Origin of the sequence: Halobacillus dabanensis, from assembly GCF_900114165.1 — a bacterium.
In the GTDB taxonomy this organism is placed as follows: Bacteria; Bacillota; Bacilli; order Bacillales; family Halobacillaceae; genus Halobacillus; species Halobacillus dabanensis.
The window spans coordinates 342,087-367,023 of sequence record NZ_FOSB01000003.1; the positions used below are offsets into that span (position 1 = coordinate 342,087).

The following is a 24,937-nucleotide window of genomic DNA, read 5'->3' on the forward strand; positions in this document are numbered from 1 at the left end:
ATTAGTTTGAGCAGAATCTTTGTAAGTACCAACTCCTACCGTTGCTTCTGCCCCCCAGTATTATTAGGGAAGTAACTTCTAATATTCGTGTCATCTAATTCAGCTTGAGGTTGGAATTTCCCAATTGTGGGATCAATTACGACTGGATAAACCCTTTTTTTATCTAATAGCCATTCCCTATTCGGTAGGAGGTCGATAAATAACTGATCACCCTGTTTATGGACTTTCATCTCAATATCATACGATAGGGAGTCTTCAGAGAATGCTACAACACCAGGGTTTTCTTTATACCCCTCCGGTTTACTAGAATCATACATAAACGGCTTCTCTAAATAAAAGGCTGGTTCTTTGGAGTTTTTATGAACAAGGATGATACTACCATCATCCTGTACCTTATAATCTAACCCTTGCAAATCTAATTTAAATGAAAAATGAGAAGGATCATCTAAAGCTGGTTTTTGCTTTAGGATGATATCCTCTTTAACCTTGTCATGCGACACCGTATACTCTACATCAACATTAGGATATAGATTCGGATATAAGATTGAGGTGTTATTGATATTGCCTTGCACTTTTCTTTGTTCATTATTTACTAAAGAAGGGACGTTATGATCCTTTCCTACAGGAGTTAGAGAAACTGATACGTCTTCTTCTATAATTTCCATTAATTGATTATTACCGTTAGAGTTTTTACTAAAATAAGTTTGAAAAGAATTTGCTCTGTTTGTGTAACCATCATTTTCTTGGGTGGGAATAAGGGAATTATCAATTGGTTCCCACTGTTCGTCATTTTTTTCTTTGTAGTGAATTGGCTCTTCGGATATTTCAGTAGTGTAGGTTCCGTCCATGTTTAAATAGGTAGTTGAGTTCTCAGAGCGTTGTGATATGACTTCCTTTCTATCTAATTTATTATCAAAGCTTTCATTTTCCGCTGGTTCCTTCATTTTTTCTTGAGAATATACCTTGTCAAAAATATCAACCGGAAACAAAGATAACAGCAATGTGAACACCAACAGTAAACTAATGCATTTTTTGATAAAATTTCTTTCTTTGATGGACACTTCCCAACCCCTCTTTTCTTCTCATTTTAGATGCTGTTTTCTCTATTTCTTACAAATATTTCTTTTTTATTACATGAAATTAATTATATATAGATTTAATAAAAAAGGTATGGGACTGATTACTTATTAATTGATTTATCAGATAGGCGATTAGAAAGGCAACTGTAACAGAGTTATAGGGTGTAGCAAAAGTTCAGGTTAATAGTTGGAATCAAAACACAAGAATATAGTACCTAATGTGTATATCAAAAAAAAGACCTACGAAATCCGGAAAATAAATGGAAATATATAACTTCTACACAGTCAGTTTATGTAGTTGGAGATACAATGAGGGGAAGGTAATAGTTTTATCTAATCACTGGCTTTAAAAATTGTTTATGGATGGAAAGACATTAGGAAGGTACTTTAGCTTGATGAGCTTTATCTTAAATTGAATCTTCAATATATGGGGGGAAGTTGATTTTATTAACATTAACAATTGGGTGTCAGTTCTTATATAGACTGACATTATTTAGGGTAGGATGCGCTGGATATTTCTTAAAACAACGCAAAATAAATATAAAATCCATACCTTAAGTTATCAAGGAAACTTTAGATAATGATCTGTTGAAGAATAATAACACACCATTTATCTCAGGAAAATAATAATAAAAACCGCATGGAGCAAAGAAGAACTTTACTTCATGCGGTGTATTTATGTTCCATGATTGTTGATTCTTCTTGGGTAGACGATCGCATCTTTGTTTCTTTTATAGCCGTAATGTTACAACCATATGGACTTGATCACTTAAAGGATACTCAGCCTATGATCATAGGTTCTTTCGGATAATGATAACGATCTTTGGTCCCTCTTCCTCTAATGATAAATAGGAAAGAGAAAATACCGATTCGGCCGATGAACATAAGACAGATGATAATTACTTTCCCAGCCAAATGTAAGTCAGGAGTAATCCCCATGGAAAGTCCGGTGGTTCCGAAAGCTGAACATGCTTCGAACATAATTTCCATAAGCGTAAATTGAGGTTCAAAAAAGTTCAGTAATACGACGGCCAGCCCAGTGATGGCGATTGCTGTATTGATAACAATGAAGGAGCGGAAAATATCATCCGGATCGATTTCACGTCGGAAAATCCGCACATTGCTTTTTCCCCGAGCATAGGCGATGATACTTAGAAGCGAAATGGCGAAAGTGGTCGTCCTTATTCCACCTCCGACACTGCTTGGCGAAGCCCCGATAAACATTAATAGACAGATGACAAGTAATGTCGGGGTAGTGAACTCACTGACATCCATTGTAGCAAGACCACCGTTCCGGGTTGTTACTGATTGGAACAAGGAAAAGAAGAAAGCTTCATGCCAGGATTTCCCCTGGAAAAAATGGTTGCGATCCAACAGATAAATTAAAATAGTCCCTATGATCACAAGGGCTCCGAAGGTAATGGAAGTCAATTTAGCAAATAAAGAGAAATTGATGAAATTCTTCTGTTTGTGTGTAAGGTAATCTTTCACTTCAATGAGCACCGGGAAACCTATGGCGCCGAGTGTGAGTAGCAGCATATTAATGAATTGTACAAAATAATCATTTTCAAACATGACAAGAGATGTTCCGGTAATATCGAACCCAGCATTCGTTGTTGCACTGACAGATGCAAACATGCCTTGTACAAAAGCTTCATTAAAAGTGGGGAAGTATTGGGTAAAATAGATTCCTAGAATTAACGCTCCTATAGCTTCAATAATGATGATGATCCCCAGAATTTGCCGTATTAATTTTACCATTCCTGCAAATGTAGAACGATTCTGGTCGGTTTTTATTAATTCTCTCCTCTTTAAACCGATTTTTTTCCCTAACATCAGCCATATGAATGTCCCCAGGGTCATGACACCAATGCCACCGAACTGAAGAATGAACATGAGTACAAAGTATCCAGGTGTATTGAATGTGTCAGCTGTTGAGACTACTGAAAGTCCCGTCACACTTACCGCACTGACAGCAGTGAATAATGTATCAATAAAACTGAGGTGAATTCCTTCTCTATGAAGAAAAGGAAGACTGATCAGAATGGATGAGATCACAACAGCACTTATGTAGAACAGAACAATGACTTGAAAAGGAGTAAGTCGATCAAAGAACTTATTGAATCTCTGTTTTAATGTATGTAACATAGTGAGCTCCTTTTAAATGAAAGAAAATTAACTGGACTATACATGGATTCTACTCCCTTATGAATGTTTTAGCAACAATGCTTTTGAGAGTGATGATTGATATTTTGATTCGTATCTGATAAAGTCTATAACAATAACGGAAAAGGTGTGTTTCTTCATGATCTATTTAAGAAATGTTAACACACAACTACATCATCATAACTAGTAGTCTTGCTATCCGATTTTAAAGAATCGCACATAGGAAGGCTATTTATCATGAACCGCATGGATCGAGTTAAGAGCTTTGATCTCATGCGGTTTTTTTGTATTTTATGATGGATTTTTATGGAAAAATGGTTCCGATTTTTGGGATTACGGGGAGGTTTTCTACATGGTTTAGAGGGGCTCTAGCCATAACTTGCAGGACTAATACTCCTGCCAAAGCCCCGTGAAATCAACATTCACCACTGGGAAGATCCCTGAACAACTACAGGGGTTAAAGCATTTTCCCATTCGTATCGTGGGGAACGAAGAGCTTTAATAAGAATCAATGAGTTTTTTTAGGAAATAAGGAGGAATTGGAATGAAAAAGTTGGAGGATCAGAATGTTAAAGGAACCCAGGATTATTTACCAGAGGAAGAAAGGGTCAGACGGCGGGTGAAGCGGACGCTTGAGGATGTGTTCATTAAATATGGATGCAAGCCTTTAGAAACACCGATTCTGAACTATACTCGCTTGATGGCATCCAAATATGCGGGTGGGGCGGAGATATTGGAAGAAATGTATCGACTGACCGACAGAGGAGAGCGTGATCTTGCGTTAAGGTATGATTTGACGATTCCTTTTGCCAAGGTGGTCGCGATGAACCCGACTATTACGATGCCATTCAAAAGGTATGAAATCGGAAAAGTGTTCCGCGATGGGCCCATTAAAACAGGCAGGTTCAGAGAATTTACGCAATGTGATGTGGATATTGTCGGAGTGGATTCGCAAATTGCCGAAGCGGAATTGATGATGATGGGACTCGACGCATTTGATCAGCTAGGTCTGGATGTTGTCATCCAATACAATAACCGCAAGATGCTAATCGGGCTTTTGAAAACATTTGGAACTCCAGAGGAGAAACTTGATGACGTTGTTTTGACACTTGATAAGCTTGAAAAAATCGGGATTACTAAGGTGCTGGATGAACTAGGGGAAAAAAGAGTTCCAGATGATTCTGTGCGGTCCATAAAACAATTTTTGATAGATGATACTAACACAGAACTCTCTTATTTTGAGTCCTATGTGAGTGAAGATAAGGAACTTGCCGAAGGTATGGAAGAAATCAAAGAGCTGCAAGGTTATCTCGAGTATTTAGGAATTGATAATAACTGCAAATTCAATCCGTTCCTAGCAAGGGGACTTGAAATTTATACAGGAACGATTTATGAGATTTTCATGCGTGACGAGAGTTTGAAGTCAAGCATTGGAAGTGGTGGCAGGTATGATAATGCGGTAGGGGGACTGTTAGGAAGTGAGGAGCCGTTTTCTACGGTAGGGATTTCTTTCGGTTTGGATGTCATTTTTACAGCGATGACTTTAGTGAGAAAGGAAACAAGTGAAGCGGATGTTGATGTGTATATCATCCCTATGGGTACACTAAAAGAAGCTTTGAAAGTTGCGCAGAAACTACGAGGGAAGGGATACCGGGTGGAGGTTGATTTGTCTAATAGAAAGATCGGTAAGGCGATGAACCGAGCAAACAAAGAAAACATTCCCAATGTAGTAATTGTGGGAGAAAAAGAAGTCGCGAACGGTGTGTACCGTTGGAAAGATATGCGTACAGGACAGGAGCGGGAGGAAGGGTTTCTGTTCAGCGAATCCTGATTCTAAGTACCACTATGGAGCACGCCGGACCGAATATAGGATGTCGTGCTTTTTCATCCTAAAGTTGTAGAGAAAATCCTCCTGCTACCTGACGTAAGATTTATGGTGAATCGCTATCTTTAAAGTAAGAAATAGGATGGTGATGAAGATGGAAATTAAATTAGTGACTTTGCTGACAAAAGACATGGAGAAGTTGAAAAGATTTTATGTAGATTTTCTTGGTTTTGAGCTGGTGGAGGAGCGGGGAGAAGGTTTCCGTTTGAAGGTAGGAAAGAGTGAGTTGGAATTCATGCAGGCTGATAAGGGAGATGATCCTTTCTATCATTTTGCGTTTAATATTCCATTCCATCTCTTTACGGATGCCAAAAAGTGGGCGAGGGAGCGGATGGTGTTGAACACGGAAGAAGGAGAAGATGAAATTGAGTTTCCCCAGTTGAGCGCGCGTTCGTTTTATTTTTGGGATCCAGCTGGAAATATGGTTGAATTCATAGCAAGGAAGAATGTGTGCTACTTAGAAGAAAAAGCTTTTTCAGCGGGATGTTTAAAGGATATCAGTGAAGTTAGTTTGACTGTGGCAAATGTTTTGGAAGCAATGGGGGAACTGGAAAGATCAGGCTTGAAATCTCGGGATAATGAACCGATACAGAGGACATGTCTTAATTTTTTGGGAGATAATGGAACACACAGTTATCTTTTACTTGTGGAACGGGGGAGAAGGTGGATTTTTTCTGATCAGGTTTCTGAGATTTATCCATTAGAGGTTTATGTGGATGGAAAAGGTTCACTGACTGTAGATAAACAGGGCCGATGTTCGGTCATTTCATTTTAAAAGGGGGAAGAAATGATGCAGGGAATTCGAGAAATGTGGTTGGATCAAACGGGAGAACTAGGAGTCATTGAACGGGAAGACCAGCGTTTCGGATCGTCCTTTCATCCGATAAAAATGGAAGGGAAAACGAAAGAAATTCTTATCATAAATAATCTCTGGTATACGACATATACAGGGGCGCGTCATTTTTTCCGCCTGCACTCTAACGATTATCGGGTTTCGGGGAGGATGCAGAGAGTGGATCTTATGTATTTGTCGGATATCCGCTAGATTTTAGATCTTTACCTGTAGCTTTTGTCCATATATCCGCCAAATTACAGATATACCATTTCAGGAGCCAATAAATTTCTGTATGGAGAAGGACGTACATATGTTCTTGTCGAAAGGAGTAGTATAGACAAATATAAAGGATGAGTGTATGGAGTTCTTCATCAATGAAAAGATTTTAAGCGAAGCGGTTGCAGATGTTGCTGCAGTAATCTCTCAAAAGTCGACCCTTTTTATTTTAAAGGGGATCAAAATAGAGGCATCGGAGGATGGGGTGCGACTGACAGGAAGTAATTCCGACCTTATAGTTGAAAAGCAGATTCCAGCTGAAAAGACTGCACTAGAAGTGATTCACCCGGGGACTTGTGTGCTGCCGGGGTCTTATTTTCAGGAGTTAGTTAAAAAACTTCCAGGCAATGTCCATATGAAGAAAGGTTCCGAGAGTTGTGTAACGATTCATGCTGGTGATGTCAAGACGACTTTATCTGTACTATCTGAAGGTGAATATCCCCGATTACCAGAACTGGATGCTGGAGATGATTTTTCTATCAATGGAGCAAGATTTCTCTCTATGATCAGGGAAACGATGTTTGCTGTTGCGACTGATGGAAACCGCCCCATTTTGACAGGGGTTCACTTAAGTTTCTCAGGAGGGACAGCCCAAGCTGTCGCAACAAACTCCCAGCGTTTAGCGATGGTGAAACAAGACATCGACATAGAAACAGAAAACTCTTGTACGGTCCCCAAAACGGCACTAAAACAGATGCTCAAACTCTTTCGGTCAAGCAAACAAACCGTCCGTATATGGTTTACAGATCACTACATACAGGTCAAATCCTCGGGTACTTCCATTACTTCTCGATTATTGGATGGGAGATACCCGAATGTGGCAGACCTTATCCCTAATGAAACGAAAACTGTAATCATTGTCGACAGACTACGACTGATGGAGGCTGTTGACCGAGCTGGATTATTTGCAACTGAATGGAGAAATCATAACGTACACTTGAAGTTCATAGAAGGGAATCGGTTGCGGATTTCCTCGTACACGCCCCAAATAGGAAATATTGAAGAAGTAATTCGCGTTAATAAATGTTCCGGGGATGATCTTGTCGATGTATATGTGGATGGTACTTTCCTATTAGATGCCCTGAAGGTGATACATGGGAAGAAAGTGGATATTCGTTTTCATGATTTTATGAAGCCGATGGTCATTCAAGGTGAGGGGGATGAAAGTCAAGTCCATTTGATTTCGCCAGTACGTGCATGAGAAATCGTGCTGAATGTCACCGGTCGATTTCAGCACGATTTTTTGTTTTTGGGATGGCGCTTTTGGTTTTAAAACAACACATTATGATAGGCCTCATTAATAAGCTTGATATATCGGATCCATATAAAAATGAATAAGGTAAAGAAAATTAAGCTTGTGGCCAGAGTCCAGGAAAAATACTTCTTTTTCTTAGGGTGATGTTTCATCCGTTTTTCATTGAATAATAAAATATAGGAAGCGATGAAAAAGGGAGTAATCAAAACCGCTGCCAACACCCATTGATTAAAACGGTCCATGTGGGTTCCTAACACCGACAAACTTTCCTGCTCGTTACTTACATCAGAATTTATGATGGGGTTTGGACCGCTTAATCCTTCGTACATGACCAATTGATTTTTTTCATTTACTTCATACTTTAAAAATTGAAAGTCGAAACCGAATCCGTAGATGGCAAGTAAGACAAGCATACTTAGAATAAAAGTAAGAAGCCAAATGGAGCGATTTGATTTCATTTTACCCTCTCCCTTGATGGTATATAATTCCAATTATTTCAAATGGATCCTTTTTATTCAAGTCTTCATTTTAAATGTCAGATGAACTGCAAAAAATCTCGGAACGTAAGAATAAGGATGGTTATCGCTGTTCCTGATTGTGATTCAGAAAATATCGTTCTGTTTGGGAATACTCTACAATAGTCGATGGTGAAGAAGTGAAGAAACAGCGATACCGCTGTAAAGCTTGTCGAATGACAAATACGGACCTCACCAATACGGTGTTAGACTCGACGGTAAAATCCGCACCAAGGGGCTTTATCACATCCAGAACATCAACAACTACCACCGAAGGCTTAAAGGATGGATACAACGATTTAACGGGGTGGCGACCCAAGTATTTGAACAATAATCTTACCTCGTTTCAAGTGTTAGAGAACCTCCAATATCAGCGAAATGAATTCACAATGAACGATAGGATAATAAAAGGGAGGAGGGAGAATGAATGAATATATTAAGAAGGGTAAATGATATCCTCTTCATCATAGTAATTGGGCTATTTGTATCTTATTTTTTAATGGAGAATAAGATACCGATATATATTGTTCTCGGTCTTTTATCTGTTACGTATATGCTAACTGCAGTTGAATTTATCAAAGGTCGGAAAGATAAGGGCGGCTATAAATATATTGTTGGTGCAATTGTTATGCTTTTTGCGGCTACAGTGTTCTTTATAAGATAATATAGTACTTCCATATAATTGGAATTCCTATTATTTCTATAAATATCGACACTAAACTTTAACAGAGGCAATCTAATAAAAGTAATCTCTACTTTAGATGAGATTACGAAATGGATAGAATAAGGGGATATGGCAGAGGAAAAGGAAGATAAGACCTTGAAACCAGTTTGCTAGTTTTTCCTCGAGGGAATTATTCCCTGAAAAGGAGAGGGTTTTATGCTTTTGAATGTTTTATGGGGTCTATTCTTAGTATTGTTTGTTATCTTCATGGTTTACATGGACAAACGGAAAAAGAACAAACGTAAAGGTCAACCACCAATTAGAAAGACGGAACAGGAAAAGGAAGTCGAACGTGCGGTGGCTCGGGAGAAAGGTTGGCGAAATGGACCGCCGATGGGGGGAGATGGTTGATACGAAAAAACGTGCGCTCCTATAGGAGTGCACGTTTCTCTGTGGATCACATTTTTCCGGGTGGATTGTGGGTTACATACGTACCAGCGATAAAATCGTGAATCGCTCGTTTGTCTTCTCGTATGCCAACCATAAAGGCACTGACGATGAGGGCAATCCCCAACGAAAATGCGTAAATGAAAGCAGAAACTACTTCTCTTAACAACATCTTCCCGATACCGACATTCCTATGATCTTTACGGACGATGCGGTTGCCTACCAATTTTCTTCCTATCGTATACCCTGACCATAAGACTGGCACAATCACGGTGTAGGCAACCCCTAGAGTATCAAAAATACTGGAGCCATCCCGTAAAAATTCGCCGTACACAATCCAAAAGATTATTCCTAAAATGACGGTAACGATCACAGCATCAATAAGCCGCCCTCCTAATCGATTCCAAAAGCCGGCTGGGTTTTGTACTTCCATTGTCTTACCTCCTATGTAAGTCCATTCTCACAAACTTTAACATACGGGAATGTGGCGATGCTATTAATCTTTATTACCTAGCATGGAAAAATGAAACATTTGGTCTGGTTCATTCGTATGTTATGGTAACACTCTTTTTGAAGGGATGGATCGTATGTGGGTTCTTATTGGATTCGTTGCTCTTCTTGGTTTGCCACTTCTCTTCGGTTATTTGCGTGATGTCTTTGGTTGGAACAGAAATAAATTTTATGGAGCCATCGCCAATAAACAAAAGCCGTCACCTAAGAATCAACGCTCCAGTCAAATCGATTTGAACAGAGCAAAAGCAAGCAGGCATTTTCAAGGTGGGAATGGTTTCGACGGTCATGATGAATGAGGAGGGGATGGTGATCAAAAGAGATGGAACCAATGCGTCATTTGGCGATCAGAAACATGAAAAAGCAAATACCCCATTTGGATGTACGGCCTATAAAACATGTCGGACATGACCTTTACCGTGAGGATCCAGAATTAGTGGCTCAAGAAATAAGAGAATGGATCGGAGGAAAAAGCAATGATTGAAGGACTATATGAAGCTCATTTGCCTGTTCGCGATTTGGAGAGATCGATTCCGTTTTATGAACGTCTGGGGTTAGAGTTCGATCATCGTGTGGAAGACCGGCTTGCTTTTATGTGGATTGAAAAGGACAAGTCCTGGCTCGGTTTATGGGAATCGGAAAAAGTGGAGCTTGATTATCATCCATCCATCAGGCACATCGCTTTTTATGTCTCTTTAGAAAATTTGAAGAAATCGGTGCAATGGTTGAAAGCGCGGTCTATAGAACCGAGGGAAGCATTCGGTTTTGAGCCGACTGAACCTTTTGTAATGGCGGTTGGTCACCATGCTCACGCCAAGATTCATTTTAATGACCCGGATGGAAACAGCCTGGAATTGATTTGTAAACTCGCAAATCCTGAAAAGCATAGCGGACGGATGTATTTAAGTGAATGGGAAAGGAAAATAGAAGGGAGTTCCTAGGTTATGCCAACAATTGAAACAGATCGTCTTAGAATGATTACGTTTACTGCGGATATGATGGACGCATCACTTCGCGGAGAATTAAAAAAAGCGGCAGGTTACAATGTTTTGCCCGGATATCCGATGGCGGCGTATAGAGAATTTTTTCCTTATAAAATGGAGCGTTTCCGTCAATTCCCCGAAGAAAATGATTACGAAGGCGTTATTATACATAAAGGCGATCAGATGATCATCGGGGATATGGGATTCAAAGGCGGACCGGATGATGAGGGGTGTATGGACATCGGTTACAGTATGATGGAAGCGTATCAAGGAAAAGGTTATACGACTGAAATGGCGCAAGCTGCCGTAGTTTGGGGATTGCAGCAACCAGGTGTGCAAAAGATTACAGCAAGTTGTTCAGAAACGAACCTTGCTTCTGTCCGTGTTCTGGAAAAAGCAGGCTTCAACCGTGAGCGGACGGAAGATGGAGAAATCTACTGGTCTATCGAGGATATCAGTTAAGTAGAAATTTTCCGAAAAATACGTTGACATCTTTTCCCTTTCCGCGTAACATAATTTTAAATTTAATAAACAGTGCTATGAAAGAAATGCAGTAGGGAAGAGGTCCCTGTTTTCAGAGAGTCGGCGGTTGGTGCGAGTCGATCCACATCTCTTCGTGAATTACCTTCTGGAGCATCTTTTACGAAAACGTCGGTGATTAGTAAAAGACGGGAAAACCGTTATCTTTTTGAGTGGAAGAGGAGTATGCTTGTCTTCAACTTGGGTGGTAACGCGTGATATAGGCACGTCCCAATGATGGGATGTGTCTTTTTTATGGTCTTTAAATTGTAGAATTCAAAATTGGATGGATGTTCCGAAAAGCGACATCCGGCTCCAGCGCCCAGCCACTCACGTCATAAGCAATCCGTCTTGCGGGCCTCACAGGAAGTGGGGTCGTTCGGTGTTGCAACAGGACGTTGCGAACTTAACCAAACTTCCTCTGTAAATAAAAGTCACCTTTCTCAGTCGTTTTGCTTATGCGTTTCGTGTCTAACAGGCCGCTTACGCCTTTGTCCTATACAAAAAATGGAGGGGAAGTCATGAATTTTATCGAGTTATTGAATGATCAACAAAAAAGAGAGCTGGAACAACAGTGGGAGGTATTATCTTATGGAGTCTCCTCCATCATCCCGGAGCAAGAATTCAAACAAAAGATTGCCAAGTCGATCAAGAATCAACAACCATTGAAGGTGAAACTTGGGCTTGATCCGACTGCCCCTGATGTCCACCTCGGTCATACAGTGGTGTTGAACAAATTGAAGCAGTTTCAAAACTTCGGTCATACCATTCAATTGATTATCGGTGATTTCACTGGGAAAATCGGAGATCCGACTGGGAAAACAGCGACACGGACGGCATTGACAGACGAGGAAGTGAAGCACAATGCCAGGACCTATTTTGAACAATTCGGTAAAGTGATGGACATGGAGAAAGTGGAGCTTCATTACAATTCTAAATGGTTGTCACAGGTCGACTTTTCGGAAGTGCTCAAACTTGCCAGCACCGTGACGGTTGCACGCATGCTCGAGCGGAATGATTTTCACAACCGATATGAAGCCAATAAGCCGATTTACCTTCATGAGTTTTTTTACCCGGTGATGCAAGGATATGATTCCTATGCTTTATCATCAGATGTCGAGTTAGGAGGGACGGACCAAGAGTTTAACGTCTTATTCGGACGGCAAATCCAGGAACATTACGGTCAGGAGAAACAAGTGGTTTTGCTTATGCCTTTGATTGAAGGGCTGGATGGCGTAGAGAAGATGTCGAAATCGAAAAACAATTACATTGGGGTGGAAGAAAGCCCGAGGGATATTTTCGGAAAGACGATGTCGATTCCAGATGAGCAAATTTTAAAGTATTTTCAACTGGTATCGCCTTTGACCATAGATGAGGTCAATGAAGTGAAACAGCAAATGGAGAAGGGGGCCCTCCATCCAAGGGATGCCAAAATGATGCTTGCTTCCGCTTTGGTAGCAATGCTTCATGGGAAAAAAGCGGCGGAAGAAAGCAAGGCCGATTTCGAGAATGTATTTCAAAAAAATCAAATACCAGAGGATATGCCTGAAGTCGTTTGGGATGGGAATCAGACTGTAGCAATTGTTGACTTAGTGAAAGAACTCGGACTTTTGCCATCAAAAAGCGAAGCAAGACGAATGATTAAAAATGGTGGGATACGAGTCAATCAGGAAAAGGTTCCTGATCCTGCCACCATTTTGGAAGTCAAGGACGGATTAGTGTTGCAAGTTGGCAAAAGGAAGTTCATTCGTCTGCGCCTTTCTTCCTCATGAAAGGATGCCACTACTTTTATAAAAGTCCGAGTCGCGCGTAAAAAAGGTGAGTCACACGTAAATAATCGGAGTCGCAAGCAAAAAAGCTGAGTCATAATCCGGTAGACGTGATGGTCTTGGGCCAAACATTCATTTAGAAATGAGATGAAGGGGGGAGAAAGAATGAATCAGCTTCATTTTTAGGTCCCCCTGCTGCCAAAAAAATAAGTCCAAAGGAAATGTGGAGGAAGGAGAAAAAAATGGAACGAGAGATGTTTATTCAAAAAGTTACTGATCATCTGCACCATACTTATCAATGTCATACCATTATTTTGTACGGCTCTTACCAGAACGGCGACTACACAAACGAAAGTGATGTCGACTTGATTGGTTTTTCCGAAGTGGCAGAGGCAGAAAACAGAGTGGAAACTTTTCAAGGCAAACTGTTAGATGTTTGGATCCATCCCACCGAAGAGATGAATAAGCCTGAACAATTCCTCAAGGTTCTAGAGGGGGAAATTTTGTTAGATGAGAAACAACAGGCCGAGACTTTTTTAGAAAAAATTGATGCCATTTATCAAGCAGGTCCAAGAAAATTGGCAGGAAAGGAAAAGCAGTTCTTAAAAGATTGGTTGATAAAAATGAAGGTAAGATCCAGAAAAGGGGACATGGAGGGGCGCTATCGATTTTACTGGCTCATTAAAGAAAGTCTGGAAATCTATTTTGAAATGAATGGCAGGTGGTACCTCGGACCGAAAAAGTCATTGAACTGGCTCGCCAAGCATGACCCAGAGGGATACCGGAAATATGATAAGTTGCTTGAGGGACCCGGTGACAGAAGACGATTGGATGCGTGGATCGATCACTTACAGAAACTATAAATGCTAGAGAAAGGAAACCCAGGTTTCGTGCATGGTAGAACAGGGTCTATAGAGGCAAGAAGTAAAATCTTTATTTTCCAGCCTCTCTCTGGAATTCCTGCACATCCAAGTCAGTGACTGTTCCTTGATGGAAGTACAATTGCCATCGTCCGTCAATCTTTTTCCAAATGGAACTCCTCAGCGTGTTTCGGTTTCTTGTTTTGTCTGCAATGTAGTATGTCGATAAGACCACATCAGAAGCCAACGGTTGAATTTCATAATGATGTAAAGTCATTTCCGTCAATGAGACACCTTTTTCCAGGCAAAATTTTTTATCAAAAGGCCTTCCGGAACTCCCTATTTCCCAGAAGTCGTCAGCTAATATGTTGTCGAGTTTTTCTTTGGAGATGCGTGTTTCAATCTGGATATGATGTTCTTCCAACTTTTTCAGCTCTTCTTTAAGTGACAGATTCATAGGAGCCCTCCTGGAGAAGTGGTTGTGTTTGGAAATATTATATTATCATTCTAACATATCGAAAAGAAGGGGGAGAGAAGATGGGGAGTGAGTTTTCCTGTGGCATAACGGGATAAGACCTGACCTGGACGATAATACCCTTTTATGTTGGAATCCTTTCTATGGTAGGGATAGCATGTGTATATAGATGAATGAAAATATTAAAGGAGGAACGGTTGTGAGAAATGAGCAGGAAATGATGGAGTTAATTTTATCTGTGGCAAAAGAGGATGAGCGTATTCGCGCCGTCTATATGAACGGTTCAAGGACGAATAGCTCTGTTTCCAAAGATATTTTCCAGGATTACGATATTGTTTACGTAGTGACAGAAACGGACTCCTTTTTAAAAGATGAGGGCTGGATCGATGTGTTCGGAGAAAGACTCATGGTGCAGGAACCTGATAAGAATGACAAGGGAGCAGGTGGGGATTTTACAGACTTCTATGGCTATTTGATGCTGTTTACGGATGGCAATCGTATCGACTTACATATAGAAACAATGAACCATTTAAAAGAACATTACGGAAAGGATAAACTGACGGTTCCATTGTTGGACAAAGACGATTGTCTGCCTGATTTACCAGAACCGACGGATGAAGATTATCATGTACAAATACCCACGGAACAGGACTACATGGGCTGTTGCAACAATTTTTGGTGGTGTCAGCAAAATGTAGCCAAAAGCCTATGGCGTGATGAAGTCCCCTATGCCAAATTCATGTTCGAATGTGTCATCAGAAGAGATCTGGATCAAATGGTTTCCTGGTGGATTGGAATGCAGACAGATTTTACGGTGTCGACAGGAAAAGTGGGCAATTACTTTAAGGATTTTCTTCCTGCTGAGTATTGGGATTTGTATGAATCCACTTATTCAGATAGCAAACCTGAACACATATGGGACGCCATGTTTGCTGCAGGTGAGCTATTCCGCACCCTTGCCTTTGAAGTAGCAGAGCGTTTTTTATACACCTATAGGGAAAAGGACGATGAAAACATGACAAGCTATTTGAAACAAGTAAGATCCTTGCCTTCCCATGCGAAAAGTATTTTTTGACTGGTATTTATAATCATCGAGTTGATAAGTGTTGGTTATTTGGAAGGGAGAAGAGAGCAAAAGGTAAAGTATCTCGAAATCAAGTCTTCCAGAAACGGGCAGGTTAGTTGAAGACTCAGTTTCGAGATATTTTTCAATTTTTGAAACTAAATTGGTTTACTATCGTACGTGTAATAAGAGGAATGATTTAATGGGGGAAATATAATTATGAAAAAAATATTTAAAAAATTAATAATTTCCTTAGTGATTGTCATTATCACATATTTTATTTCAGGGGACTCAGGCAGTTTTACTATTGTCATAATAGGCGGGCTGTCTGGCGTGGTTATTGGTGAGTTAATATGGAATCAGCTTAAACGCAAAAAAGTACAAAAGAGTGGTCGCCAAATGAAACTATTCGAAGGCTTAAACTATAAAGAAAAAGCATTAAGGTTATTTTTTATTACTTGTATCCTTTCTTTGACCATTTTGATACCAGACTTTCCAATTTCAATTTACGTCATTGGGATTTTAGCACTTTGTTCAGGGATTGCTTACAATTCAATAAAGCATCTCAATATATCGGGCTGATTTATTGGTGATCAAAAGGAATTGTTGCGTGTCCGGAATCTTATGCGTCGTAAACCAAACACCCATTGAGGTGTATTTTTTATGGTCAAAAATGAAAGGAGGTGATTCAGTGGGGAAGCAAGGTCAATCCAAGACGAAACAAGCGAACCAACGGAATGGCCATAAAGGGAAGTATGCTAAAGGGAATAAAAAAGGTAACAAATAAGTGGCCCACCAAAGTTGGTGAGCCACTTATTTGTTATTAGGGGGATTAAACTCTTCGGTATTTCATCTCCATATTAGGGGGTCAATTATGGAAGAGCGTGTAAAAAAGTTAGAGGAAGATTCTAGCGTCGTAATTATGACTGTAGGTAACAACTTTGAAATGCTATTAGTAGAAGGTATGAAAGTCTAAAACATATTAATAGTTTTACAGAGGACTTTCTTTTTTGTACTCACTCTATTAGATACTAATAAATATTGTATATATATATTTACTTCCAGGATTCCAAAGCACTTGTAAGGCAAATTTAGGATTGAAGATAGTTGTATAGGGATAAGTTCACATGAATGTCTATTAAATAGAAAAGGTTGTCTATTTTACCAGATGAAGTGGATACTAAGAATCATTTCCTTGCTTTATTATTGATTTCTCTAATTTTATCATGCCACAATGATATCGAATCGAACCCTTAAGAATGGAGTGATTTTTTGAAGAAACTATTTTTGGTAATTTTGTTTATCAGTATGTCCGTAATCATATTAGGTTGTGAAGAGAGTAATGGAGAGTCAACAGATCAAGAAACATCTTCTCAAAATAGCGAAGAAAATACGGATGAGGGAAATAATATAATTTTAGTCGGCACTCCTAATTTAAATGGAGAAGGATCCAGCGTGGATATGGATCAAGAAATCAGTGATTCAAAAACAATCGATAAAGTTGAAGAGATAATCGGAACAGCAGAGAAAATTGAGAAACCCCAAAATAAAGTTAATGGAGACCCTGACCTCTTTTTCACGATTACAAAATCAGAGGGGACTAAAAAGGATACTCCAGAAGAAAAAAGGTTTGTATGGTATCACGAAGATGGAAGCGCTGTTCTTAGTGATGGTTCGGGAGAATACTACAACATTAGTTCGAACCAAGCTGGAGAATTAAAAGAGGCATTGAATAAATAAATACTTGATGAATCAAAACCTGCGGTAGTTCCGTAGGTTTTTTTATTTTTTAGAACAGTATACATGTGATTGGTAAAGATATTCTGTAAGAATTTTTATTTATAATATATTTATTATTTTTTAGGTATAATAGACTAGAATGTATGATTTTTAGAATCGATTTCCTCACAGGGTTTCCTAGTTTGTGTAATATATGTTAATTTTGTGGATGTGATCGATCACATCCACAAAAAACAATGGGAGGAAAGCAAAGTGGATAAGTCAAAAATTATATTATCACTTCTATTCGCAACATTTTTTCTTACTATTATACCAACCACTGTAATGGCTGGTAGTAAGAGTGATACAAATTATTATTCTGACATTGGTTATGTAGGAGATACGCCACACCAATGGGAAATTGACGTAACTTTTACCGATATTTATAGTGATGAAGGTTCCTATAATATGGTGACAGCTCGATACGCATCTGCAGAAATGCGTTACTATACTCCAACCACTAGAGATCAATTCTGGGATTCAGTCAACTATACAAATGGCTCTAAAGACAAAAAGATCGCACCTTGGGATGATTGGTATGATGTTGATTCTAATGATACTAGAAAAAAAGTTAACCACTATGATAGAGGGACAGACTCAACTTACAAATCCGTTTATCATCTCGATTTCATTCTTGGGCAGTATGGGGCAGATGACGCCACAGATACATATATTTACCCTGTAACACTTTATTGGTAATAAAGAAAGGAGATATTTATGAAGAAAAAAGTATTTAGTATAGCTTCCTTAGTGGTCTTACTGTTAAGTGTGTTAGCTGTCACAACAGCGGCTTCTCAGAAAGATAGTGAAATGGAGGCTTACGGAAAGTATATTAAGAGTTTAACCGATAGTAAACAAGAGCTTTTGGAAGTGCACGATGATGCATTGGTAGAAGGAAAGAACAACAAACTTTCATCTACTAACTCAGGTAAGCATTCCGAAAAAACCGATAAATCTGAAAAAACCGATAATCTTATAAAGAAAAATGAATTCAAAATTTTAACATACTCATTGCAACATCATGAAGGACTGAGTAAAAAAGAGAGTAAAAAAGTCGCAAGAGACATTCTGATCGAGAGAAAAGCCACTTATAAAGCAGCAAAAAAAGCAGGAATCACTGTAAGTGAGGAAGAAATTAATCAAGAAATTGAAAGAAGACTAAATGTTGATTATGGAGAGAAGTTTGATCAATTATTAGATGGTTTAGAACTTACAAAAGAGGAGTTCTGGTCTGATTATAAATATGATCAAGTGGTCCATGAGTTAACTGTTAGAAAGCTTTATGAACAAGAAACAGGTGGTAAAGTGAAAAAATCAGAAAAATGGCAGAAAAAACTCCAAGAAGAAATTAAAGATTATAAAGAGGGCAACAAAAATAAAATAAAAGAATTTGACTCAGAACAAGGAATTGAATAATTACTCTGAAATGGTTCAGAGATCAAAACCTAAAAAGCCAGTAGCTATTACTGGCTTTTTAGGTTTATATTAGGAAATTATCATAATAGTTGGGAATTCTTAGATAATAATTTGCATCTTAATGTATCACAAAACGAAAAGGTATCTTGTTAATTAGGTGATTTTTTAAAAGGGGGTATTAACATGAAAGGAACAGATAAACCATTTAATGATGTCATAGCCCATAAGCAAAATGTTGAGGGTTATCCTGGTACAAGTAGAGGGAAGCTTCCTCTTCCTATTAAATTATTAGGTTACATTTTATTCGGGAGTTTCATATTGACTGTAGTTATAGGGGTATTCGGTATATTTATAGCCAACTAAAGCATACATATCAAATGGGGGTGAAAATTCCTCATTTCAGCCCACTTAAAATAAGTGAAACCATAAACCTTGGTAGGAGGCGTTTGGCTTTTGTCATTATATAGAGGATGGGTGTTTTAGTTTAAATCTGCTTCAAGATATCTCGAAATCAAGTCTTACATAAACGGGGGCGTTTGCTTGATATAAGCAATAATTAATTATCATGAAGCAAATAAATACAACCATTATGGAGGAGTGATTTAAGGTGGATCGAGTTGATGTAGCTTACGTCTTTATTTTTGATGAAATTAAAGAGAAGGTTTTAATGGTGAATAATAAGGGGAGTAGTTGGTCTCTTCCTGGTGGTGCTGTTGAAAGAGATGAAACATTTGAACAGGCAGCAATTCGGGAAAGCAAGGAAGAAACTAATTTAACAATAGAAACTGTAAACATAGTTGCTGTAAATGAAGCGTTCTTTGAAAATAAGGGCCATCATGCTCTGTTCATTACTTACAAAGCGAAGATTGTAGAAGGTACTCTACAAATATTACATAAAGATGAGATAGATGAAATTAAGTGGCTAGATAAAAATACCGCAAACAAGCTAATGCCTTACCATGAAGGTGGGGTAGAGAGTTTACTTAGATCATCTGCTCCATATACATTCCAAGGTTAAGAGTTCGGTTGGTAGTAGTTCAGAGAAAGTATCTTGAAATCGAGTCTTACAGAAACGGTGACTTATCCAAAATAAGGACCAGTTAACTTTATACAATGCAAACGATTCTGGAATGTATGGGATAATTAGTTGTAAGGAATGATTTAGGGAGTGGCTTAAAATGATTTCAAATTACGATAATATGCTATCTTGGGTAGAAGCCATAAAAGAGAAAAATAACAGTTCAGCTGCTGCCCTAACTGTAATTAAAGACAATGAGATTGTTTTAGAACACTATAGTGGATCTCATTCAAATACGGAAAGCTCACTACCTGTAAATGATAAATCCAGATTCAATGTAGCTTCTGCAAGAAAGAGTTATTTAGGGTTGTGTATCGCCTTTGCTTTATATGAAGGGAAAATACATAGCCTTGATGATTATGCTAGTGAGTATTTTAAAGACATAAACCCATACATACTTAAAGACACCACAATTCGCCATTTAGTTACTCATACACATGGTTTGGACGAAAATTCAGAAGGAGAGATTATTAGAGAGTTTAATCCTGGAGAAAAGTGGGCCTACAGAGGAATCAATATCAAACTGATAACTCAACTAATTCATAAAATATTCGGTCTATCCTTTCCAGAACTTCTGTATCAAAAAGTGTTCTTACCAATGGGGATGAGGGAAACATGGTGGGAATCTAAAGACAGTGATGAATTAGTAAAAGTAATAATTGATCCTAATAAGAGTGGAGAAGATACTACAGGATCTACTGAAGATGGAATGGAATCCAACCTGTTTGTTTCTGCTCGTGAATTTGCTCTTTGGGGGAACCTCTTCTTAAATAAAGGGGAGATAAACGGCAAGCAAATTGTGCCTAAGGAAGTAATTGAACTAGCGATTAGCATACATACACCAGATCGCCTAGCAAAGGAATATCCACGTAACGGTATGTTTTGGTTTGTGCAGGATATTCCTAGAGAATTGAGTGAATTAGGTGAGCGAGTATCAAGTGGATCTTTTCAAATCTTAGGAATTACAGGGCCAACTTTGTTAGTCATTCCAAAATACAATGTTGTAGTCGCAAAAATGTACAACAAGAGATATAACTATGGAAATGAGGACTATCTATACTATCTAAAAGAATTTAGCAACATAGTATCTGATACTTATAAGTAAAGAAGTTTAAACGGGGGAGCTTTTATGGACAAGTCCTTTTCAAGGACGTTAATCAAAGATAGTGATGGTGATGTCTTAGTAGTTCAAGACAGAGATAACTTATGGAATCTTCCTGGTGGGAAAAGAGAAGAAGGTGAAACACCTAGACAATGTGCCAAAAGGGAAGTTAAAGAAGAGGTAGGAATTCGAGTTAATCAACTTTTTGAAATACACCAAGGAACATACTATTTTTCTGGAATTAAGTGGACCGGCCACTTCTTTATAGCTAATTCAGTGAGTGGAACACCTTCTTTGAATGAAATGAATAAAATTAAGGGGATTCGATTCGTAAAGGACTATAATCAAGCTGAATTTCCTGAAGAGTTATTGGAAAGTGTTAAATACTTGTTCGAAGATCCAAAAATTAAGCTTGAATCTACATATTGGAATTAGAGAAAGATTTATTAGTTACATAAAGTTACCTCGAATTCGAGTCTTCAAGTAACGGGGGCATTCTACATTATAAAGTAATTGATTATTAATCCTTAAAAAATTTATCAATGAAGGGAAAGGTGATTTATATCTCAGATTACACAATGGAGATTAGGAAATTGGTTGGCAGTAGACCCTTAATAGTGACAGGATCCACAGTGTTGGTATTTAACAATTCTAAAAAACTGTTACTACAGCAACGTTCAGATACCGAAGAATGGGGGTTACCTGGAGGGGCTATGGAGCCTGGAGAAAATTTGGAACAAACAGCTGCTAGGGAACTTTTTGAAGAGACAGGACTTAGAGCTGAGCACTTTAAGTTTATTGATATACTATCTGGTGAGGGACTTTATTTTAAATACCCGAATGGTGATGAGGTTTATAACGTGATAAGTATTTATGAAGCACTGGATACATACGGAGAATTAGTGATGGTTGACGGAGAGAGTTTAAATTTAAAATACTTCGCTATGGATAAATTACCAATAAATATTGATGAAAGAGCAGAATTGATCATAGATAGATACTTGCTGTAAACATAGAGAAATAATATCCAGCTAGTACACGAGGGGAAAAGGAAAAAAGCGCTGAATTTTGTTTTTATCTCAATTTCGAGTCTTACAGAAACGGGGGCAATTCTGAAACAGAAGAATTGCCCTATTTTTAATGTTTTGGGCAGGATTGTGTAAGACTCAGTTTCGAGATAATTACAAAAATGATTGCATTGTTCGGTTATGGAATTATTTGGATGAATAATGGTATAGTTAAATAAAGATCATCAACGCAAAACAGAGATTTCACCTAACAAAGAGGGGGAGTTGTTATGATGAATTCTGGAATGGTGGATAGCTTGCTTTCGAGCGTTCCAATTATTGTTTTAGTCTTTGCTTGTGTCGGGATTGTTTGGAGTGTCTTGAAAAAAAGAAAATATTTAATTGGATTTGTATTCCTCCTCTTAGGGGGAGGAATTCATTACTGGGGTCTGTACGTAGGAGAATGGGAAGGGATGGGTATCTCTTTATTCTTTGGCGGGGGAATCGTTCTTCTTGGTTTATTAACTCTACTACTTACTTTTGTTTATTCTAAAATAATGGTAGCTAATTAAACAAACGGGGGCTATTGTTTAAAAGGTCTTACTTTATCGAGGCGATAGCTGTACAGCGGCTATCGCTTATTATTCTAACGTAGCAGTTTAGTAAACTTATAAACCCAAACGAAAGAGGGCGTGTTAATGAATGCTTCATTTTCACTTCGCTTCAAAGCTTTCATAATTGATTACATACTTATTCTCATTTATTTAGTCGGACTTTTTATTTTCAGTGTATTTCTATCTCCATTCTTACAGAAATTCTTCACCGGTTCACTAATTGTAGCTCAGGTAACAGGTTTTTTATTGGTAACTTTACCTGTATCACTTTATTTTATTATTAGTGATTCGAACGTTGTTGAACAGTCTTTTGGAAAGAGGAAAGTTGGTATACGTGTTGTTGGAAACAAAGAGGAGGCATTAACAATGCCACATGCAACTTTTCGGACCATCCTAAAGTTTTTGCCTTGGGAGTTGTCACATTTCTTTGTATATCGACTCATTTATATAGGTGATGGCGAAGTACCGTTCACCCAATATTTGCTAGCGGGGCTTATCTATGTACTTATATTTGCATACATATTAACAGCCGTTTTTACGAGAAAGAAACAATCCCTATACGATATAGTGGCAAAAACACATGTGGTTAAGGTCTAACTAACATATCTATGTGATATTTAAAATTTTTTATTGCACCAACGGGAGCACTTGTTGAAGATATCTGCTTCAATATCTCGAAACCAAGTCTTCCGTTATAGGGGGCGATTATCTAACAAGAGGAAATCGTCCTTTCGTTATTTATATAAGTGGAGTTGAATAGTAAAATAAAGGAAAGATATTGAGGAGGACCTGAATATTGAAAGTAGAGGAAAAAGAAAATTTAATTGGGGACAAGAAGCATAAATATACCCATATTCAGAATAACTCTAACAAAGTTTGCTTCATGTTTTCTGGAGCTGGATATACATATGACAAGCCTTTATTTTATTATTCAACTATGAAATTTATAGAAGATAAAGTCGACATAGTCCATGTCCATTACAATTACTCAAAAAATATATTAAATCTCCCTATAACGAAATTAGCAAAGATCATTATAAATGATGTATATCCAATAGTTAAGGATGTTCTCGCAAGTCATGAGTATGAAGAAATCGTATTTTTGGGTAAGTCCCTGGGAACTATCCCCATTGTCTATCAATTATTAGATGAATTCTCAGGATCAAAATTTGTATTGCTGACCCCCCTGCTAAAATACGACATTGTTATGGAAATCTTACTAGATAGTCCCCGTAATTTTCTAGTGATTACAGGGAAAAACGACCACCATTATTTTGCAGAAAAAGTTGAAGCTTTGAACCAAAGAGAAAATATTATGGTAAAGGAATTTGAAGGAGCTAACCATTCTTTAGATGTTGAACCATTTAACACGATAGGATCTATTTCTGTTTTAAGTGATGCTATACACGCCATAAATGAGTACTTAAAGTGAATTTGTCTTGAATTCGAGTCTTAAAGAAAAGGGGGCGATTATCTAATATAAGATAGTCGCCTTTTCTTTATTTTTGAGAAGTAGAAAAGCTTGGTTAGGGAGAATCAAACGTTACTATAATCCTTTAATCTTACCTTGAGTATATCAAGGGGTTTTGAAATAATAAGCATTAGTCTATATATAATTTTAGATTTGAAAGGAGGAACAGATGAATCAAAAGAAGATAGGTTTTAGAAATGTAAAACTATGGCCAATCATACCTTTCGTATTAGTTTGGGAAGTATCTTATGCGCTATTTTCAATTGGTTTCGATCCCAGTGAATCAACTACTGAGATAGCAGATATTACTTTATACATATTTATTTTTTTATGGATTTGCCTTGAGCTATCCAAAAGAGGGATGAGGTTTTCAAAATTAAGCACTAAAAATGATGTCAAGATTCCTTGGATTAGAATGCTTTCCTTTGTTCCATTAGTAAAAATTACGGCAGCAGCCTTAATTATGACTCTTGGAGTTTCCATTCTTTTTGCATTTCCTGACATAGGTGATGTCCCTTTAGCAGATCAAAGACTGCAGAACCAAGCGTTGCCTTCTAATATTCTGATGAAAATTACTTTAGCTGTTGTATTAGCTCCAGTTATAGAAGAGCTATTTTTTAGGGGAATGATGCTTAACAAGTTTGTTATAAAATACGGCCGTATCAAAGGTGTGGTATTTACTGCAATCTTATTTACAACTGGTCACCCCTTTAGTTTCTTTAGTGCTTTCTTGATGTCTATATTGTTCTCAATAGCTTATCTGAAAACCGGTAAAATATATGTTCCGATTATCTTACACTCTTTTGGGAATCTCTTAGCTTTAATGAATGAACTCTACCTTTCACCTATGTTAATGGGGAGTGAGGAAACTCAATCATTACCTACCCAAATGGATTTGATTGTTATTGTTATCATTGCTGGTATATTACTTTTTGCGACGGTTTTTGGATTAATCAAACTTTATCCAAGGGAAAAAGGATTTCACCTTCAACTTTAGGAGAGTTTTTTCTAGATAACTGAATAATTAGTTTAAAAACATTTCTAAGTTCAACTTATCTTGAAACGGAGTCTTAAAGAAACGGGGGCTAATCTTTAATATTTGACACTAATCAAATAGTTCATTAGCTGGGAAGTAAAAGGACGCAACTTTACGAACGTTGCGTCCTTTT

General features: G+C 38.0%; 31 protein-coding genes, 1 pseudogene and 1 other annotated feature. Of the genes and pseudogenes, 27 read left to right on the forward strand and 5 right to left on the reverse strand.

The window, feature by feature from the left end; all coding sequences use genetic code 11:
* Positions 1-35: 35 nt before the first annotated feature.
* Positions 36-1,061, reverse strand: a complete 1,026-nt coding sequence (locus tag BMZ58_RS07685) for a hypothetical protein (protein WP_075035959.1) — start codon at positions 1,059-1,061, stop codon at positions 36-38.
* 798 nt (positions 1,062-1,859) lie between these two features.
* Entirely contained in the window at positions 1,860-3,227 is a 1,368-nt protein-coding gene (locus BMZ58_RS07690) for a TrkH family potassium uptake protein (protein WP_075035960.1), read from the reverse strand.
* Positions 3,228-3,789: 562 nt separating this feature from the next.
* Here BMZ58_RS07690 and BMZ58_RS07695 point away from each other — a divergent pair.
* The 4 genes from BMZ58_RS07695 to dnaN all read left to right on the forward strand — a co-directional run bounded on the left by BMZ58_RS07695 (position 3,790) and on the right by dnaN (position 7,442).
* Positions 3,790-5,076, forward strand: coding sequence for a histidine--tRNA ligase (locus BMZ58_RS07695; protein WP_075035961.1), 1,287 nt, complete (start codon positions 3,790-3,792; stop codon positions 5,074-5,076).
* Positions 5,077-5,224: 148 nt separating this feature from the next.
* Positions 5,225-5,905, forward strand: a complete 681-nt coding sequence (locus BMZ58_RS07700; RefSeq protein WP_075035962.1) for a VOC family protein — start codon at positions 5,225-5,227, stop codon at positions 5,903-5,905.
* A gap of 15 nt (positions 5,906-5,920) precedes the next feature.
* A complete protein-coding gene (locus tag BMZ58_RS07705) occupies positions 5,921-6,175 on the forward strand; it encodes a hypothetical protein (protein ID WP_075035963.1) in 255 nt (84 codons plus the stop codon).
* A 148-nt stretch (positions 6,176-6,323) separates the two neighbouring features.
* Complete coding sequence (gene dnaN / locus BMZ58_RS07710) at positions 6,324-7,442, forward strand: DNA polymerase III subunit beta (RefSeq protein ID WP_075035964.1); 1,119 nt, start codon at positions 6,324-6,326, stop codon at positions 7,440-7,442.
* Positions 7,443-7,510: 68 nt separating this feature from the next.
* Here dnaN and BMZ58_RS07715 read toward each other — a convergent pair whose 3' ends face one another.
* The gene (locus tag BMZ58_RS07715; protein WP_075035965.1) at positions 7,511-7,954 is read right to left on the reverse strand and encodes a hypothetical protein; all 444 of its coding nucleotides are present in this window, start codon (positions 7,952-7,954) and stop codon (positions 7,511-7,513) included.
* An 86-nt stretch (positions 7,955-8,040) separates the two neighbouring features.
* On the opposite strand from BMZ58_RS07715, the pseudogene BMZ58_RS20660 reads away from it, so the two are divergent.
* The 3 genes and pseudogenes from BMZ58_RS20660 to BMZ58_RS07725 form a co-directional block, all read left to right on the forward strand.
* A pseudogene (locus BMZ58_RS20660) lies at positions 8,041-8,442 on the forward strand (transposase); the annotation flags it as partial.
* Positions 8,439-8,675 (forward strand): hypothetical protein, encoded by a 237-nt coding sequence (locus tag BMZ58_RS07720; protein ID WP_075035966.1) that lies wholly within the window; start codon positions 8,439-8,441, stop codon positions 8,673-8,675. The pseudogene BMZ58_RS20660 and the gene BMZ58_RS07720, both read left to right, overlap by 4 nt.
* 216 nt (positions 8,676-8,891) lie before the next feature.
* Positions 8,892-9,086 carry a hypothetical protein gene (locus BMZ58_RS07725; protein WP_075035967.1) on the forward strand — a complete coding sequence of 65 codons (195 nt, stop codon included), beginning with the start codon at positions 8,892-8,894 and terminating at the stop codon, positions 9,084-9,086.
* Between the two features lie 46 nt (positions 9,087-9,132).
* On the opposite strand, the gene BMZ58_RS07730 is transcribed toward BMZ58_RS07725, so the two are convergent.
* The gene (locus BMZ58_RS07730; RefSeq protein WP_075035968.1) at positions 9,133-9,555 is read right to left on the reverse strand and encodes an RDD family protein; all 423 of its coding nucleotides are present in this window, start codon (positions 9,553-9,555) and stop codon (positions 9,133-9,135) included.
* 154 nt (positions 9,556-9,709) lie between these two features.
* Between BMZ58_RS07730 and BMZ58_RS07735 the strand changes: the two genes are divergently transcribed.
* The 6 genes from BMZ58_RS07735 to BMZ58_RS07755 all read left to right on the forward strand — a co-directional run bounded on the left by BMZ58_RS07735 (position 9,710) and on the right by BMZ58_RS07755 (position 13,766).
* Entirely contained in the window at positions 9,710-9,931 is a 222-nt protein-coding gene (locus BMZ58_RS07735) for a hypothetical protein (RefSeq protein ID WP_075035969.1), read from the forward strand.
* Positions 9,932-9,954: 23 nt separating this feature from the next.
* On the forward strand, positions 9,955-10,116 hold the full coding sequence (locus BMZ58_RS21050; protein WP_167360048.1) for an alpha/beta fold hydrolase: 162 nt from the start codon (positions 9,955-9,957) through the stop codon (positions 10,114-10,116).
* Complete coding sequence (locus BMZ58_RS07740; protein ID WP_075035970.1) at positions 10,109-10,573, forward strand: VOC family protein; 465 nt, start codon at positions 10,109-10,111, stop codon at positions 10,571-10,573. The genes BMZ58_RS21050 and BMZ58_RS07740 overlap by 8 nt, the downstream gene beginning before the upstream one ends.
* 3 nt (positions 10,574-10,576) lie before the next feature.
* On the forward strand, positions 10,577-11,077 hold the full coding sequence (locus tag BMZ58_RS07745; RefSeq protein ID WP_075035971.1) for a GNAT family N-acetyltransferase: 501 nt from the start codon (positions 10,577-10,579) through the stop codon (positions 11,075-11,077).
* A 68-nt stretch (positions 11,078-11,145) separates the two neighbouring features.
* Positions 11,146-11,371: a binding site (T-box leader), on the forward strand.
* 284 nt (positions 11,372-11,655) lie between these two features.
* Positions 11,656-12,906: a tyrosine--tRNA ligase gene (tyrS, locus tag BMZ58_RS07750; RefSeq protein WP_075035972.1), complete on the forward strand. Its 1,251-nt coding sequence runs from the start codon at positions 11,656-11,658 to the stop codon at positions 12,904-12,906.
* A gap of 239 nt (positions 12,907-13,145) precedes the next feature.
* Entirely contained in the window at positions 13,146-13,766 is a 621-nt protein-coding gene (locus BMZ58_RS07755) for a nucleotidyltransferase domain-containing protein (RefSeq protein WP_075035973.1), read from the forward strand.
* A 70-nt stretch (positions 13,767-13,836) separates the two neighbouring features.
* Here the strand turns inward: BMZ58_RS07755 and BMZ58_RS07760 are convergent, their stop codons facing one another.
* A complete protein-coding gene (locus BMZ58_RS07760; RefSeq protein ID WP_075035974.1) occupies positions 13,837-14,220 on the reverse strand; it encodes a nuclear transport factor 2 family protein in 384 nt (127 codons plus the stop codon).
* 217 nt (positions 14,221-14,437) lie between these two features.
* Between BMZ58_RS07760 and BMZ58_RS07765 the strand changes: the two genes are divergently transcribed.
* From BMZ58_RS07765 to BMZ58_RS07830, 14 genes are all read left to right on the forward strand, one after another.
* Positions 14,438-15,313, forward strand: coding sequence for an aminoglycoside 6-adenylyltransferase (locus BMZ58_RS07765; protein ID WP_075035975.1), 876 nt, complete (start codon positions 14,438-14,440; stop codon positions 15,311-15,313).
* A gap of 207 nt (positions 15,314-15,520) precedes the next feature.
* Positions 15,521-15,883, forward strand: coding sequence for a hypothetical protein (locus BMZ58_RS07770; protein ID WP_075035976.1), 363 nt, complete (start codon positions 15,521-15,523; stop codon positions 15,881-15,883).
* A 690-nt stretch (positions 15,884-16,573) separates the two neighbouring features.
* On the forward strand, positions 16,574-17,041 hold the full coding sequence (locus BMZ58_RS07775) for a hypothetical protein (protein WP_075035977.1): 468 nt from the start codon (positions 16,574-16,576) through the stop codon (positions 17,039-17,041).
* Positions 17,042-17,365: 324 nt separating this feature from the next.
* Positions 17,366-17,779: a hypothetical protein gene (locus BMZ58_RS07780; protein WP_167360049.1), complete on the forward strand. Its 414-nt coding sequence runs from the start codon at positions 17,366-17,368 to the stop codon at positions 17,777-17,779.
* Between the two features lie 18 nt (positions 17,780-17,797).
* Positions 17,798-18,496, forward strand: coding sequence for a SurA N-terminal domain-containing protein (locus BMZ58_RS07785; RefSeq protein WP_075035979.1), 699 nt, complete (start codon positions 17,798-17,800; stop codon positions 18,494-18,496).
* A 183-nt stretch (positions 18,497-18,679) separates the two neighbouring features.
* Positions 18,680-18,859, forward strand: coding sequence for a hypothetical protein (locus BMZ58_RS07790; protein ID WP_075035980.1), 180 nt, complete (start codon positions 18,680-18,682; stop codon positions 18,857-18,859).
* A gap of 244 nt (positions 18,860-19,103) precedes the next feature.
* Positions 19,104-19,514, forward strand: a complete 411-nt coding sequence (locus tag BMZ58_RS07795) for an NUDIX hydrolase (RefSeq protein WP_075035981.1) — start codon at positions 19,104-19,106, stop codon at positions 19,512-19,514.
* 163 nt (positions 19,515-19,677) lie between these two features.
* The gene (locus BMZ58_RS07800) at positions 19,678-20,679 is read left to right on the forward strand and encodes a serine hydrolase domain-containing protein (protein WP_139207312.1); all 1,002 of its coding nucleotides are present in this window, start codon (positions 19,678-19,680) and stop codon (positions 20,677-20,679) included.
* 24 nt (positions 20,680-20,703) lie between these two features.
* Positions 20,704-21,111: an NUDIX hydrolase gene (locus BMZ58_RS07805; RefSeq protein WP_075035983.1), complete on the forward strand. Its 408-nt coding sequence runs from the start codon at positions 20,704-20,706 to the stop codon at positions 21,109-21,111.
* A 107-nt stretch (positions 21,112-21,218) separates the two neighbouring features.
* On the forward strand, positions 21,219-21,686 hold the full coding sequence (locus BMZ58_RS07810; protein ID WP_075035984.1) for an NUDIX hydrolase: 468 nt from the start codon (positions 21,219-21,221) through the stop codon (positions 21,684-21,686).
* A gap of 287 nt (positions 21,687-21,973) precedes the next feature.
* Positions 21,974-22,255 (forward strand): hypothetical protein, encoded by a 282-nt coding sequence (locus BMZ58_RS07815; RefSeq protein ID WP_075035985.1) that lies wholly within the window; start codon positions 21,974-21,976, stop codon positions 22,253-22,255.
* Between the two features lie 126 nt (positions 22,256-22,381).
* A complete protein-coding gene (locus tag BMZ58_RS07820) occupies positions 22,382-22,894 on the forward strand; it encodes an RDD family protein (protein WP_075035986.1) in 513 nt (170 codons plus the stop codon).
* A 199-nt stretch (positions 22,895-23,093) separates the two neighbouring features.
* On the forward strand, positions 23,094-23,729 hold the full coding sequence (locus BMZ58_RS07825) for an alpha/beta hydrolase (RefSeq protein WP_075035987.1): 636 nt from the start codon (positions 23,094-23,096) through the stop codon (positions 23,727-23,729).
* 208 nt (positions 23,730-23,937) lie between these two features.
* Positions 23,938-24,765, forward strand: a complete 828-nt coding sequence (locus tag BMZ58_RS07830) for a CPBP family intramembrane glutamic endopeptidase (protein ID WP_075035988.1) — start codon at positions 23,938-23,940, stop codon at positions 24,763-24,765.
* Positions 24,766-24,937 lie beyond the last annotated feature (172 nt).